This window comes from Peribacillus sp. CSMR9 (assembly GCF_033141925.1).
GTDB lineage: Bacteria > Bacillota > Bacilli > Bacillales > DSM-1321 > Peribacillus > Peribacillus simplex_A.
Genome location: NZ_JAOPHO010000078.1, coordinates 1 through 15324, shown reverse-complemented (window position 1 = coordinate 15324; position 15324 = coordinate 1). Strand labels below are relative to the sequence as shown.

Below are 15324 nucleotides of genomic sequence, written 5' to 3'. Positions count from 1 at the left end.
GAGCCTACTAGGTTACTAAATACATCTGGAACCCGGTGGGCTACGAAATTCACTTGTTTGATAGAGTTATCTAGAGAATTATCCAAATGAGAGAATTGAGCCACGGCTTTACGTTTATTGTTTTTAATATTTTGTTTTAAGAAAGAAGAAGTTGTTTTAATGGCCGAACAATTCTTGGACTCTTTCACAGGGGCCTTGCCGGACCTTTCATCTTTCACAGATTGAATAATAATGGCCTTAGCTTTTTGCATCATATCCTTTTTTCTCTTCATATGAGCATAATCCATATAGTTAGAATATCCATCAACACTTTTTTCTTCGAGTTTCTTTGATACGTGAGCATTGACATCTGCTGTTGTTTGAATTGATTTATGTCCTAAGCGGTCCTGTACATCTTTTAAAATGGCTCCAGATTCTAGAAGTAAAACAGCGTGGGTAGGTCGTAAACCGTGAATGGTTATATGTTTTTTAATTCCTGCTTTTCTACAAATAAATGCGAATAAAGGCACTGTGTAAGGTGGATTTTGGATAGGGGAGACCATTTCCGCGTTCGAAAACAAGATTAGTTTCTCTATGATACCTTTCTGCCAATTTCAGTTTTATTTCCTTTTGCTTAATGACATGACGCGTTAACAGAAGCAAGACTTTCATCGATTAAAACTTTTCTATAAGATGTTTCAGTTTTATGTGGACCGAACATTTTATCAATATCGGGGATAATGGTACAGCTGAAATTACTATTTCAGGTGGAAATGTAACAGTATCAACTCATTTGACAAAGTACCGATTCAGGATAAAAATATTTTATTTGGTAAGGAATAATGACAACCTTTAAAGGCTGTTAATAATTGAAGATATCCAGGTCAACAGATTAGTAGTATTAGCAGTCAAAGAAAAAGAAAATGAAATAAATATTCGTTTAGCCCATGAAGGCGAAGTCCCTGACTTTTTAGCTACAAGAGCAATCACAGAAGGTGAAGAGGTCTATGTGACCATTAAGAATAGAGAAACGTGGAAGGTCGAAGCGGGAGCAGACATTCAGGCTGGTGTTCAAGTAGGGACTGACTGGTGAAGATGGGAAAATCGTTGAAGCTCTTGGAGAAAATGCACCGGCTATCATCGAATATTCTATAAATGCGGCAAAAGCCGGGGAAGTTGTTAGTTATGTCCGGAATGTAAAAGGCGGAGGAGAAGGTGTTCCGGGTCCGCAAGGTTCAAAAGGCGACAAGGGTGCTGATGGATTCCCGACGGAAGAACAGTGGAACGAATTAGTAGCGAGAGTAGAGAAACTAGAAGGATAAAGAGCAGGAATATTCCTGCTTTATCTTAATTTTTACTTTTAGTGAAGGTTTTAAAGAAACAATTCACTGTCCTTGACACTTCTTTCAACTGGTGAATTACTTTCATTAAAGGCTGTTTTTTTAATGAAGTAAATCTTTTTGTTTTTGGGTTCAATTTTGTAATTGGTAACCAAATGAAAATATTTGTTTTTTATGTGAATAAGTCGAAAATATATAAAGGTGAACAAAACCTTGTATATTTTCGACTTGATGCAAAAGTATCAGATTATCATTCACAACTGTACTTGAACTTAGGCTCTGTCTGAATATAAAAAGCATTTCTTACTTGTGCACTCCAATTTGCAAAGGCTGATCTCCATTCAGGAGTGCTAAAGAATTGATCTACAGTTTGAGTTTCAGAATGCCAAACTATAAATAGGTTGAGTGGGGCAATTCCTCCTGCCCAAATTCCATTATTTGCGTCAGTATCTTCTTCCCTTACTAATAATAAGGGTAGACCAAATTGAAAAGCCATTGAAGGTTCTACTTGTGAATAAACTGATCCTTCCCAGAACGGAGTGGATGGTGGAAGGGGTCCCTCATTGACGCCAACTGTCTTAATTTGAAAACGACGGAGGTTTACTGCCAACATTCCATAGCTTGATGAAACTAACCGACGAATATCGGTTAAAATGGATTCGGGATAACTTTCGCTTAAAGGTAATGTACGTGGAAAAAGCAAAGCATTCTCAATCTCAAAAATTAGACGGTTTAGAAACTGTTGTTGGTTATCATTTAAATGAGTTGTCGTACTTAAAAATATGGGAATACGATAAGCACGGTCAATACACTCTTGGTGTGCCGATCCTATTTTTGCTTCATCTTTGCGTAAAGAGCTATGCTCATTTTTACTCACTTTCACTTCATCCTTGCGTGAAGAGCTATCCTTTTTTTTGCTCACTTTCACTTCATCCTTGCGTGAAGAGCTATCCTTATTTTTACTCACTTTCTCATCTCCTTTTTTTAATACTATTTAGAAAAGGAATAAGCTAGCTTGGACATAGTTGCCTTGATGGCAACCTTTTAGCCTTTAAGGCTAGTATTTTATCTTTTGGTTCTTTCTTTTTCCCTTTTGTTTTGATTCACCTCGAGATTTCACCTAATTTACCACGCTCTATTTGGATACATTTGGTGCCACTGTTGCCAAGAACCATGAGGATGGTGCTGATGCCACTGTTGCCAAGGTACGTAAGGATGTTGTTGGTGCCACTGTTGCCAAGAACCATGAGGATAGTGCTGATGCCACTGCTGCCAAGGTACGTAAGGATGTTGTTGATGCCACTGTTCCCAAGTATTGTGAGGATGGTGCTGATGCCACTGTTCCCAAGGTACAAATGAGGAATGTGATTGTCCATTAGGCATTAAATTCACCTTCTTTTTTATTTATTCTTCATAGTTTATGTATTTTAGTTTTTAAAGAGCTTATCTCTACTAAATATAGGCGGTTTGCTGTTTTACAAATCAATTCTGATGTAGACTCAGAAAGCTTTGACCTATAGAGTTATCCGAAATTAATGATTGAAGAAATTGGAAAAATGAGGGAGAGGTTAAAAACCTTCTTCATACCGGGTGCTTTAGTTCCATTGTGTGCACTAAAGAAGTCCACAATAATAAGTGTTTTTTTTATTTGTTCAAAAACAACATCATGTTTATCAAAGACTAACTTAAAAAATGAAGGGATGTTTTGAAATGGCAAATTTAAAACGTAACATCATCGAATTGGTAAAAGAAGTGAAGGAAGGTGAAATTGAAACCGTAAAGTATCTCACACCTGTAAGGATAATCCCTTCTCATTAGTGAAGGGATGGATTTGATATTTGTACCTTGTTTAAGGTAAAGGGAATTGATACTGATATTATTCGTGAAGACTTGCTGGAAGAGATGGAGTGAAACATAATGCCTTTCATGATGCTACGGTAATTAAGGACTATTATGAGGAAATAATTAATCGGAGCTTAAAAAAAGATGACCCCGGATTACATTGCCGAAGTCATCTTATAGCAGCCTTGAATCTTTAATTAAGCTGTCTACTTTTGATCATACAGTTCACAAACAACAGTCGGTTTTTTTTATTTTTTAAAGTCGACCAACTTTTTTCAAGTTTATTATAATAGAAACAGTGAGATAATGCCCAAGTATTACTAACGACAGCCACTGGTCCTGCAATTTGCCAATACTTTTTTCGCTGTTGCCCAAGAAATTACTTTCCCTGCTACTAATGAACTACCACTAAATGCAGAAATAATCCAACCAACCCTGGTTCCATTCTCAGTACCTCTAATAGAATCCACATTATTTGCATATGTGTTAAAAGGTTTAGAACTCGCTAATTTAGCAGTTTTATTTGGTTCCTTTAGATAACGAGCAGTACCTATACCAGTAGTGAAATTCTTAGTGTAACTAATGTTCAATACTGTAATCATTGATTTGTTACCACTTGTAGAAGTAAATGGATAAAAACCACTGACTTCTTCCTGTGTTTCAGGTTCTGGTATTTCTTCGAAAAGAATTACATCTTGATCTACTATTTTATCGTTAGTAAGAGTTGTTGAAAAGTCTTGTATAAGTTCATGGTTGTCTTCATTATAAACTTTTGTGTGTAATTGTTTCCGTTGTTTCTATATACCGTGTTTGAACACCCAAGATTGTCAATATGTACTCAGATTTTTCTTCAGTATCCGTAATAATCTCCATATCATCTTCAGGTATAATTGTTGAACAGAGATTGCTAATGCTGTGTTACTCGGAATAAAGAATGCTAGACTTCCTAAAAGTAGGATAAAGCTCATTAAAATTAATGTTATTTTCATCTTTTTTTTAAAATATCCCTTTTTATGTTTATTTAGTTAGGTAATGTGTCTTAGACTAAAATACTATTGATCTATTTTAAAGGAAATAAATACATAACAGTAAAAAAATAGAATTAAAGAAAAAGTGAAAAATGTTAGAATTCCAATTAAAAAATGAGCGTATAGTGCAAAAATCATTGAAAGGCTTGATAGTGCACTGATTAAGAAAATGTTCACCCTATGCTTATTTTTATAAAACAAACTAAAAATAATTGATAAAAAAAACAATATACTGGCCAAATAAAATACAAAATCCGCCGGGTAACTTTTTTGGTACCGGACAACATACCAATAAAGAAGTACAACAAAAAATATTTTTACAAACTTGAACACAAAATCTCTCCTTCTATGTATTTCATAAGTATGAATTATTATCTTTTTCGTAAAAAATGGTCTTTTGATTTCTTTTGAAAATCACTATTAATTCCATATAACCCATAATTAAGAAATGAGATTAATGGTAAATATAACATATATTCCTGTTAGGGAAGGTACTCTATATATCTGTACATAACAAATACACTAGACATTATATTGAATTGATTGAATTTTTTGAACATAAAAAAAAGTCAAATCTTAAGCTGTATTCCTAATTCGATCTACTATAGTCAGGTGGGCTTTCTATTTTACTAATCGTCCAAAGTTCTTCAACTGTTTTATTCTGACCACCAACTAAAAGTAAAAAGGTGAAATAACCTAAAAGAAATTTGCATACAGGTTATAGAAAACCCTGTTAAATAAGCCTTTATGTATCTATCTAAAAAAAAACGAAAGTCGAAGATATGTTCCGCACACAAGTTCACCCATGGGAACGCGAACAATATATGTCAATGTATTAATATTTTCAAAGCCTTGGTATTACTGAGTTTCTCAGTTACCAAGGCTTTTTTTTATTTTAATGATATGAGAGTGAACAAATTGATTGACCACTTGTCATACTATGTTGAGGCATAATCCATATATTTTGAATATCCATCAACACTTTTTTCTTCGAGTTTTCTTTGACCGTGAGCATAGACAGCTGCTGTTGTTTGAATTGATTTTGTAGCGCGCAACCCTGTGTCATGGGTAGCATTCAGGGCGCAACTAATTTCTGGAGCAGCCTGTAACTACCCCCATTGGATTAACACCACGAGTTCCGCCATCGCCTATATTTTTTGGTTTAAATTTGCCCAATCTTAAATAATTCACCAGCATACCATAATACCATGTTCTAAAAAACAAATGGTTTTATTATAAGGAGAAGAATATTATGGGGAGGGACTCGAAAAGGGAGTTATGTAGTGAATTTGCAAGGATTCTTGACGGTGATGCAAGTTTAATTAATGGAGTATGTTTAGTTCAAAGATTTAGAGACATCCCCTTTAGAATACTTGGAAGGAGAACTAATTCACCGTTAGTAAACCCTCAATTTTTCAGCTTTGAGAATTTAGATAGTAAAGGAAATGCACTAAATCTAGGGGAAACAGTACTACTCCAAGAAGAGGTAAATCCATTGTTAACAGAATTAAGAAAAAGGGATATTATTGTAACAGCAGTTCATAATCACTGGTTGTTTGAAAATCCTAGAGCCATGTATATGCATTTTGAATCAATCGAACCACCACTGGAATTTGCTCGGAAAATTCGAGAAGCATTCAAAGTCTTAAGAGATTAAGTTGAAAAAAATTTAATCAGTAGATGATATAAGTTAATGTCTTATGCAACAGGTGTTTCGTTCTAGATTCAAAAGACCGTTTGAAGTGTGCCCTTTATAAAGGACATTTTAAAAAAAGCTAGGCAACTTGAAGGAGATGCTGTCTGTATTTTTCAGGCGGCATCCTTTTTAGGTTCCATTGTCCTCGATAATGGTTGTAATAGATCATATAACTTTTTACTGATGGAGGAGTGAATGAATAATGCCTGGGCACTATAACTTTGAAAGGAGTGTGCTAATGAAAAAAGAAAATCGCTCATCTGTTGAACCTACAATTGCAGAAGGAATTAATACAGAAGATGAATTGAAAAGAGATGCTACTAAAGAAGAGATTGACAAAGGCGATTACACGGAAGTAACTACTTTGTCTTTTGATGAGAACGATCCTAGTTAAACACCGTTTCCCGCGGTGTTTTTATTTTGGGTAAGAAAGGTGAGTTCCTAAAGATTCGAAGAGTTAGGACTTTAGATTTATTTAACCAGGCCTCTAAATTAATTAATGTTGCTTTCATGGCAAATCCTATGTTTAGTCAGCCAAGGAGCCCATATGCTGAAGAACTGTTCGACACAATTATGGATGAATATTTGGATCTGGAAGGTGACCCATCCGGACTACCTGAATTCACGGCCAAAAGGATGAATCTTCCTTAAGAAGATAATATGGTTAAGGTAGCAATCCTGGGAAGATATCCAAGCGACTAATAAGCCTATTCCATATGATCGACTAGAAAATAAAACATGTTTAGGTGCAATTGATTTCTCATTCATAAAAGACTTTACAGCATGCGGTGTTTTATTTAAGGATGGTGAAAATTATATATGGGAAAGCCATCAGTTTGCAAGACGTGATTTTATCAAAGAAGCAAAATTAAAACCTCCAATATTTGAGTGGGAAGAGGATGGGTTGATTACATTATTGGATGAACCCGTTATTGATATCAGTTATATGGTCAATTACTTTTGTGAAATGAGAGAGAAATACGGGCTAAATACTATTGTTGGAGATACGTTCCGTCTGGATATTGTAAAACAAGCATTAGAAGAAGCGGGGTTCAAAGTTTTATATATACAAAACCCTCATGCAATCTATGCAAAACTTGCTCCTAGAATTGAAATCCAGTTTGCCTAAAAACGTATTATTTTTGGAGATAATCCATGAGGTGAACACAAATAACATTGTTGTAAAAGTTAAAAATGATGGAAGTAAAGACTTTGTCAAAAAAGATGAAGTTAGAAGAAAGACAGATGGATTTTCAGCTTTTGTCTGCGCTCTGTGGCAAGCTGATCAAATACTAGTTGATGATGTGGACTTTTTAGTGGGTGATATAGAATATTAATAGGCTCTGTAAAAGGATGTTGTTAATTATCTTGTTGAACTTTCGGGGTAGGTTAGTTGCATAATGGATCTGGAAAACTAAAGAAATTATACTCTTAAACATAAACTGAATTCATCGGAGGAGAAATATGGAATTATTTGTTGGGATAGCTCTTATACTTATTGTATTTTTTTCTTCAAGTATTATTGAAAAAAGATTAAAGAATATAGAAAAACAAAACAATCGTGTAATAGAAATTTTAGAAGAAATTAGAGATAAGAAATAAATGTTCTTTAACTAACAGTTTTCTCTTATGGCACAAACGGGGCAGGTTAGTGGAAGAAGGAAATTCCAATCTCTGAATTTTTCTTCATAGTATTAACTCTCAATTCATACAATTTATAATCTTCAAAATTATGTAATGGGAGTGGAATACATGGGATCTAGAGAGTTAACAGGACGAGTAATTTTCAAAGGAGACCCTGGCTATAAAGAAGCCATTAAGAATTGGAACCCTTATGTTGATACTTTGCCTCTTGTCTTTGTTTTTGCACAAAATACCCTCGATGTAAGTAATGCCATTAAATGGGCTCGTAAGAATAATGTACCCGTGCGTGTTAGAAGTGGTCGACATGCTCTTGATAAGAACCTCTCAGTAGTAAAGGGAGGAATTGTTATTGATGTAAGTGACATGCAAAAAGTTCACTTAAATAAAAAAAAGGCAATTGCAACCGTCCAAACAGGAATTCACGTAGGCCCGCTTGTAAAAGGATTAGCTCGAAAAGGTTTTATGGCTCCGTTTGGAGACAGTCCAACCGTTGGCATCGGAGGAATTACGATGGGCGGTGGATTTGGAGTGCTCTCACGATCGATTGGTCTTATAAGTGATAACCTCCTCGCACTGAAAACGGTGGATGCAAAAGGCAGGATTATTCAAGCAAATAAGGACTTAAATAAGGATTTATTTTGGGCTTCTAGAGGCGGAGGAGGAGGTAATTTTGGATATAATACCGAATACACGTTTAAAGTTCGTCGTGCCCCTAAAACTGCAACCGTCTTCAATATCATTTGGCCGTGGGAACAATTGGAAACGGTATTTAAAGCTTGGCAAAAATGGGCGCCGTTTGTTGACGAACGATTAGGGTGCATACTTGAGATTTTCAGCAAAGTAAATGGTTTGTGTCATGCAGAAGGAATTTTCCAGGGTTCAAAAAATGAGCTGATTAAATTATTGGAACCTTTAACAAATGTTGGAACACCAACACAAATAGTTATAGAAACATTATCCTATCCAGACGCTATAGATTTCTTAGACCCTGATGAACCAATCCCTGGTAGATCTGATCAGAATGTTAAATTCTCCTCGGCTTGGGGACTTAATCTTTGGACGGAAAGACCTATTTTCATCATGAGACAATTTTTGGAAGAAGCCACTGGGACAGAATCCAATTTCTTTTTTATAAATTGGGGTGGTGCTTTAAGCAGGGTACCTAGCAACAAAACAGCCTTCTTTTGGCGTGATCCATTGTTTTATGTGGAATGGACTGCTAGTTGGGAAAATAAATCACAAGAAGCTATGAATCTTGCATCAGTTGAAAGAGTACGTCAGCTGATAAAACCATATGTAACCGGTTCATATGTTAATGTTCCAGACCAAAATATTGAAAATTTTGGAGAAGCATATTACGGCTCAAACTTTGCAAGGCTTCAAAAAGTAAAGGCGAAATATGATCCCAAAAATTTATTTCATTTTCCACAGAGCATACCACCATCTTTTTAAATAGTTTATTCGTTGTGTAAAACAAGATAAAATCCCTGCGTCTTGAACTGCACCTCATTTGTTAGACACCATCTAACAAATGAGGTGCAGTTTTTGTTCTCTTTTTATTCGGAAATCAGCATTTATGGAATAACAAAGCCTTTTTAAAAAGGAGGTGAGATATTGGGAAAGGTGAAATTAAAAGGCATGAGCCCAGTAGATTACCGGGTTCATGCCCTCAAGGCTGCCTAATTAAATAAAGTGTCTAACTTTTTGAGTTCACTACAATTAGGGTGGTTTTTATGAAAAGGAATATAAAAGGAGACTGTCTCATATTTCGTTTTTGGCTTAGAGCCATCTCTTTTATCCATATGTTGAATCAAATCCTGTAAGTTTATTAGCATTCGGATAGTCTTTTGCATATTTGATCGCCCAATTTGCTGCTTTTTTTGCTTTATCGGAATCATTAATTCGAATTATTTTTGTATTATCATACCATTTAAACTAAGTACTAAGACTAAGATTTTTAGGATGAAATTTTTCATTTTTAATAGAAACAAAGTTTGTGCTTGAAACTACAATCCCTGCATTACCCACAAAACCACTATTTGATGAGCTATTAGTGATTAATAGATCACCAGCTTTCGTTTTTATTTTAGAACCAGGATATTAATAAGTAGATGATGTTGCTGCTGTTGCGAATGTTGTTCTTTACAGTGGGCTTGTTTGGGTCATGTTAGAAACAATATTGCCTTCCAATATATTATCTTCTATAGAAGTTAAGGCTTTATTATCTTTAGTCGTAGTTAATCCATAATCCTCTAATTCTTCAATGTCAGAGTCTGGAGTTAAAATATCTACTTCGTCTTTAATAAGAGTTTCTTGTTGGGAATTTTCTTCAGATAATAATTCGGAATATTCTTCGTACGTCAAATCATTATCCATTACCTCAGTATTTTGTAATGACTGAAACTCCTCCAGTGATAATATGAAATTTTCATCAGAAGCGGAAGCAGATTGATGAAAGAAAGATAATACAAATAATATCGAAAACATTGAAACTATAAAAAACTTAAATTTACTAAAAACCATATCTTCCATTTATTGTAATTCATGATGTTACTGTAATATAATAAACAAAAAGAAAGGATTTAGGAAAAAAATGAGGGAAAAAATATATTTTTTTGTGATAATTGTAATTTTAGTCTTGGGAGGAATTTTTATTTATAACTCCCTAAAGGGTGATAAAACTGTATTGAAAGAAACAGAGAAAGCCGTATATAATTATGTAGTTAATACTGAAGGAAATAAGGATGAAGACATAATATCTATTGAACCTTATTACAGTTGGTTAGAGAAACCAAAGAATGCTTACAGTGCATATGTTATTTTCAAAGATAGACCTAATGAAAAGGTTGAATATTCATATATAAGAGACAAAGAAAAAAAGGAAGTCTTCCGTGTGAAATAGATAAAGGAATCCATATTGCATCCTCCAATTGTAAGGCATTAACTAACAATTGGAGGATGCAATTTTTCATTTGAAGATTCTGCCTACAGAATGATTTGTAAAACATTGTCTCTTTTCACATCTTAAGTTTTTCCATACAGCATTAGAATGTAGTTTAACTTCCATAATACTAATTCTAAGTATCTATATAACAATTAGAAAAGTAAGTTAAAAGGTTCTTGTTGTTATTTCATCGATAAGGAAAAGCCCTTCTCGTTTTTTTGAGAGAGGCATGTTTTTGTTTTAAAAAGGTCTTAAATTTTAGGTCTAACCTTCTTAACTAACTCCGTAATATCAATATCTTCATTATAAAGCACCTGATCTATTCGGAAATCCTCACTAGCTGCGTAGCTTTTTTAATCTGCTGAATCCATTCATATGCGGCAACGGCAGCTGTCCAATCTGGATCTTTTTTAAAGTCTGAGTCTAAGATAGGGGAGCTTCCACTCTGCAAGAAATTAGTTTCTCTTGAATGTAAGTGGACCTTGATATTTATGTTCAACCCTAAATACCTCCTGGAGTTAGCATAGTTTCATGGACACATGTTAGTTATGTCCTTACTTCTTCATTTGCCTCTTTTCAATATATATCCAACTATAATAGAACAGCCAGAAGACCAAGGGTACTAAAAGTACATAAGGTTTAAATTCATTTGAATGATGATATTGATATATTATTAAAATTATTCCTATAATCAATGCCGGCAGTAAAAGAATAAAATATTTTTTCTTATGCAATTTACCTCTCACCAGTACTTCGTTTTGTCATTCAAAACACTCCTCTCTAAAAATGCAATCAATCCATATATTAACATAAATTCGCTATGAAAAAATGACCACATTCTGACCACCAAATAAAAATAAAAAGGTGAAATAACCTAAAAAGAATTTGTATACAGGTTATAGAAAACCTTGTTAAATAAGCCTTTATGTATCTTTTTGAAAAAAACGAAAGTCGAAGATTTGTTCCGTACACAAGTTCACCTATGGGAATGCGAACAATATATGTAAATGTATTAGTAGTTTCAAAGCATTGGTCACACTTTTTCCTCGAGTTTCTTTGACACGTGAGCATAGACATATGCTGTTGTTTGAATTGATTTTCCAGCGCGCAACCCTGTGCCATGGGTATCATCCAGGGTGCAACTGATTTCTGGAGCTGCCTGTAACTAACTCCCATTGGATTAACACCACGAGTTCCACCACCGCCAAGATTTTGGGTTTGAATTTGCCCAATTGGATTTAAAACTTACAAAAACTAAAAAACTTAGATTCCATAATAGTGGGTATGGAACCTACAGGACATTACTGGATTAACCTATCAAAATGGCTGGTTAAACAAAACACGAGGTAGTTACTGTGAATCCCCACTTAGTAAAAAGGAATAATGAGAATCGTGACAATACTCAATCGAAAAGTGCCAGGGACGGCGTGGAGATGTGCATCATGTGGTCAAATGTGGAGTGAAAACTGACTCCTTTATTTAACTATGCCTTCACGAAGCCAAAAAGATCTGATCGCATTTCAATTACCCGGAAACCCAATTACAAGGGTTATGAAATCCTGCGAACAAGTGAGCATTCGAGAGATATTTGTATCAAATTGACGGAGTTTAATAAGAGCTGAAATCCCATATAATATAAGGTGCTTTTGTGAAAATAAACAGATTAAATGGAAAAAAGTTGATTTTAAATCATATTGTGGGTTAAAAGGTATATGAGCTGCCTTCGAGGGGATGAACCGGTGCATCAGTTTACTGTATGGTATTTTTTTGTACTCTTCCTATTTTAATTATAGCATATAAAAAATGGACAATATAGACTATTTATTCCCATTTACTACTGGTAAAATCAATAGAACATTAATGGTTAGGAGAGATGTAGAATGAGTTCTTTGGCTCTCGGTTTTCAGGAAATAGAAAAAACACAGCTTTTGCTCGTTGGCGGAAAAGGGTTAAATTTAGGGGAATTGTAAAAAATTGAAGGAATACAAGTACCAGAAGGATTTTGTGTTACAACAGTGGGATATCAAGAAGCCATCGAACAAAACGAAACGTATCATGCTTTGTTGGATCGACTCACAATGTTAAAAGTAGAAGAACGAGAGCAAATTGGTGAAATCAGCAGGAGGATTCGACAAATCATTATGGAAGTAGAAATTCCTTCCGATGTTGTGAAAGCAGTTACTCACTATCTCTCCCAGTTTGGCGAGGAACATGCTTATGCAGTGCGTTCTAGTGCGACTGCTGAAGATCTACCACATGCCTCTTTTGCCGGTCAACAAGACACCTATTTAAATATTATCGGCGTCGATGCCATCATGCAGCATATCAGCAAATGTTGGGCTTCCCTGTTTACGGATCGCGCGGTAATCTACCGTATGCAAAATGGATTTGACCACAGTCAAGTTTATTTATCCGTTATCGTTCAAAGGATGGTTTTTCCACAGGCTTCAGGGATTTTATTTACCGCTGATCCGATTACTTCCAACCGAAAGCTGCTATCCATCGATGCCAGTTTTGGACTTGGAGAAGCACTGGTCTCTGGCTTGGTATCTGCCGATTGTTATCAAGTACAGGAAGGGGAGATCGTCAATAAGAGGATCGCAACCAAAAAATTGGCTATCTATGGACTAGAAGAAGGCGGAACAGAGACCCAGCAGATCGATCCCGATCAGCAAAAGACGCAAACACTTACTGAACAACAAATTTTACAACTGGCACGCATCGGAAGACAGATCGAAGCTTATTTTGGTTGCCCGCAAGATATCGAATGGGGTTTGGTTAATGATACATTTTATATTGTCCAGAGTCGGCCAATCACTACTTTATACCCGATCCCTGAAGCGAATGATCAAGAAAATCACGTTTACGTATCTGTCGGTCATCAACAAATGATGACCGATCCCATGAATCCACTGGGATTGTCTTTTTTCCTGTTAACGACTAATGCACCCATGCGTAAAGCTGGTGGAAGGTTGTTTGTTGATGTCACACATATGCTGGCTTCACCTAGCAGCAGAAAAATGTTATTAGATGGCATGGGACAACACGATCCGCTCATGAAAGACGCACTCATTACCATAATAGAGCGAGGAGATTTCATAAAATCTTTACCAAATGATAGGCAAGAACAGAGTTCCGGTAAAAGCAATAAAGGTGTGTCGTCTGCGGATTCTAGGGGACAAATCGAAAACGACCCGACCATCGTTTCTGATTTGATTAAGAGCAGTCAAACATCGATAGAAGAGTTAAAACAAAACATCCAAACGAAATCAGGATCAGATTTATTTGATTTTATTCTGGAAGATATCCAAGAATTAAAGAAGATTTTATTTGACCCACAAAGTTCAGCTGTGTTTATGGCTGCTATGGATGCTTCATCATGGATCAATGAAAAAATGAACGAGTGGTTAGGTGAAAAAAACGCAGCAGATACGCTTTCTCAGTCTGTACCAAACAATATTACTTCGGAAATGGGTCTGGCGCTATTGGATGTCGCAGATGTGATTCGTCCTTATCCAGAAGTAATTGATTATTTACAACATGTAAAAGATGATAACTTTTTGGATGAACTGGTTAAGTTTGATGGTGGACAGGAAACCCAAGACGCTATCCATGATTATCTCAGCAAATACGGAATGCGATGTACCGGAGAAATCGATATTACTAAAACTCGTTGGAGCGAAAAACCAACTACACTTGTCCCTGTGATTCTTGGTAATATCAAAAACTTTGAGCCTAATGCCAGCAATCAGAAATTTGAGCAAGGGCAACAGGAAGCTTTGAAAAAAGAACAAGAGTTATTAGATCGATTGAAACAACTACCGGATGGTAAACGAAAAGCCGAAGAGACCAAACGAATGATCAGCCTAATCCGGAATTTCATCGGTTATCGAGAATATCCAAAATACGGCATGGTTAATCGCTACTTCGTTTATAAGCAGGCTTTGATGAAAGAAGCCGAACAGCTCGTACAAGCCAAAGTCATTCGTGAAAAAGAAGATATATACTACCTCACTTTTGAAGAACTTCATGAAGTCATACGCACAAATAAATTGGATTACCAGATCATCAGCAAACGAAGAGAAGAGTACAAATTCTATGAAAAACTAACTCCACCACGTGTTATCACGTCTGATGGTGAAATCATTGTAGGTGAGTACAAACGAGAAAATCTCCCAGCCGAAGCTATTGTAGGTCTGCCTGTTTCTTCCGGAGTTATTGAGGGACGTGCGCGTGTCATCTTAAACATGGAAGATGCTGATCTAGAAGAGGGAGATATATTGGTCACCTCCTTTACTGACCCTAGCTGGACACCATTGTTTGTATCCATAAAGGGCTTAGTCACCGAAGTTGGTGGACTGATGACCCATGGAGCAGTTATCGCACGTGAATATGGCTTACCAGCGGTTGTAGGGGTGGAAAATGCCACCAAGATAATAAGAGACGGGCAACGAATTCGCGTGCATGGAACAGAAGGGTATATCGAAATAATATAAGTGGTGAATACTTCCAGATTTAATCAGTAGTACCGCACCAGTGGTTACCAGAGCGGTGACTTACAATCTAACCATTGGGACCAAAAGTTGAAGCCAACTTTATCGGTGGTGCATACTTACAAATGATAGTTACCGATCCAACGCCACTCAAAACATCAATATGGCCGAATTTCCAAATGTGGAGATCGGCTTTATATATATAATTTTGTGAACGCTATAATTTAAACTAAATGGAGTGTTAGTTCCATAGGGAATAAAGGAAGACCACAATAAGTGGTCTCAGTTTGTAGACAAAAGGGGTTCGGAATTAAAAAATTCCGAACCCCTTTTTGAGATTCCCTTTGAATTTTTGCCT

15 protein-coding genes and 2 pseudogenes are annotated in these 15324 nt (G+C 35.8%); 12 read left to right on the top strand and 5 right to left on the bottom strand.

Annotation, left to right across the window (positions count from 1 at the left end; all coding sequences use genetic code 11):
- Positions 1 to 560, bottom strand: a 560-nt coding sequence (locus N9I19_RS21565; protein ID WP_317778939.1) for a tyrosine-type recombinase/integrase, incomplete at its 3' end; no start/stop codon positions are given.
- 278 nt (positions 561 to 838) lie between these two features.
- Here N9I19_RS21565 and N9I19_RS25340 point away from each other — a divergent pair.
- Positions 839 to 1072, top strand: a complete 234-nt coding sequence (locus N9I19_RS25340) for a head fiber protein (protein WP_411730741.1) — start codon at positions 839 to 841, stop codon at positions 1070 to 1072.
- Between the two features lie 497 nt (positions 1073 to 1569).
- On the opposite strand, the gene N9I19_RS21560 is transcribed toward N9I19_RS25340, so the two are convergent.
- Positions 1570 to 2196, bottom strand: coding sequence for a hypothetical protein (locus N9I19_RS21560; protein WP_061466032.1), 627 nt, complete (start codon positions 2194 to 2196; stop codon positions 1570 to 1572).
- Between the two features lie 262 nt (positions 2197 to 2458).
- Here N9I19_RS21560 and N9I19_RS21555 point away from each other — a divergent pair, with 262 nt between their 5' ends.
- Entirely contained in the window at positions 2459 to 2698 is a 240-nt protein-coding gene (locus N9I19_RS21555) for a hypothetical protein (RefSeq protein ID WP_176432085.1), read from the top strand.
- 783 nt (positions 2699 to 3481) lie between these two features.
- Here the strand turns inward: N9I19_RS21555 and N9I19_RS21550 are convergent.
- Entirely contained in the window at positions 3482 to 3763 is a 282-nt protein-coding gene (locus N9I19_RS21550; protein ID WP_089365021.1) for a hypothetical protein, read from the bottom strand.
- Positions 3764 to 5441: 1678 nt separating this feature from the next.
- Between N9I19_RS21550 and N9I19_RS21545 the strand changes: the two genes are divergently transcribed.
- From N9I19_RS21545 to N9I19_RS21515, 7 genes are all read left to right on the top strand, one after another.
- On the top strand, positions 5442 to 5846 hold the full coding sequence (locus N9I19_RS21545) for a DUF1259 domain-containing protein (protein ID WP_317778938.1): 405 nt from the start codon (positions 5442 to 5444) through the stop codon (positions 5844 to 5846).
- 277 nt (positions 5847 to 6123) lie between these two features.
- Positions 6124 to 6279, top strand: a complete 156-nt coding sequence (locus tag N9I19_RS21540) for a hypothetical protein (RefSeq protein ID WP_167555974.1) — start codon at positions 6124 to 6126, stop codon at positions 6277 to 6279.
- Positions 6280 to 6305: 26 nt separating this feature from the next.
- Positions 6306 to 6536 (top strand): hypothetical protein, encoded by a 231-nt coding sequence (locus N9I19_RS21535; RefSeq protein WP_061462544.1) that lies wholly within the window; start codon positions 6306 to 6308, stop codon positions 6534 to 6536.
- Between the two features lie 253 nt (positions 6537 to 6789).
- Positions 6790 to 7014, top strand: coding sequence for a hypothetical protein (locus N9I19_RS21530; RefSeq protein WP_317778937.1), 225 nt, complete (start codon positions 6790 to 6792; stop codon positions 7012 to 7014).
- A gap of 31 nt (positions 7015 to 7045) precedes the next feature.
- Complete coding sequence (locus N9I19_RS21525) at positions 7046 to 7222, top strand: hypothetical protein (RefSeq protein ID WP_176432087.1); 177 nt, start codon at positions 7046 to 7048, stop codon at positions 7220 to 7222.
- A 127-nt stretch (positions 7223 to 7349) separates the two neighbouring features.
- Complete coding sequence (locus tag N9I19_RS21520) at positions 7350 to 7487, top strand: hypothetical protein (RefSeq protein ID WP_167555975.1); 138 nt, start codon at positions 7350 to 7352, stop codon at positions 7485 to 7487.
- A gap of 150 nt (positions 7488 to 7637) precedes the next feature.
- Entirely contained in the window at positions 7638 to 8981 is a 1344-nt protein-coding gene (locus N9I19_RS21515; protein WP_061462546.1) for an FAD-binding oxidoreductase, read from the top strand.
- Positions 8982 to 9671: 690 nt separating this feature from the next.
- Here N9I19_RS21515 and N9I19_RS21510 read toward each other — a convergent pair.
- A complete protein-coding gene (locus N9I19_RS21510) occupies positions 9672 to 10061 on the bottom strand; it encodes a hypothetical protein (RefSeq protein WP_317778936.1) in 390 nt (129 codons plus the stop codon).
- A gap of 61 nt (positions 10062 to 10122) precedes the next feature.
- Here N9I19_RS21510 and N9I19_RS21505 point away from each other — a divergent pair, with 61 nt between their 5' ends.
- Positions 10123 to 10431: a DUF3139 domain-containing protein gene (locus N9I19_RS21505; RefSeq protein WP_317778935.1), complete on the top strand. Its 309-nt coding sequence runs from the start codon at positions 10123 to 10125 to the stop codon at positions 10429 to 10431.
- Between the two features lie 361 nt (positions 10432 to 10792).
- Here N9I19_RS21505 and N9I19_RS21500 read toward each other — a convergent pair whose 3' ends face one another.
- Positions 10793 to 10972: a hypothetical protein gene (locus tag N9I19_RS21500; protein ID WP_061462550.1), complete on the bottom strand. Its 180-nt coding sequence runs from the start codon at positions 10970 to 10972 to the stop codon at positions 10793 to 10795.
- 764 nt (positions 10973 to 11736) lie between these two features.
- Between N9I19_RS21500 and N9I19_RS21495 the strand changes: the two are divergent.
- Positions 11737 to 11888, top strand: a pseudogene (locus tag N9I19_RS21495) (IS110 family transposase); the annotation flags it as partial.
- A gap of 465 nt (positions 11889 to 12353) precedes the next feature.
- Positions 12354 to 14969 (top strand): annotated as a pseudogene (gene ppsA, locus N9I19_RS21490) (phosphoenolpyruvate synthase).
- Positions 14970 to 15324: the final 355 nt, after the last annotated feature.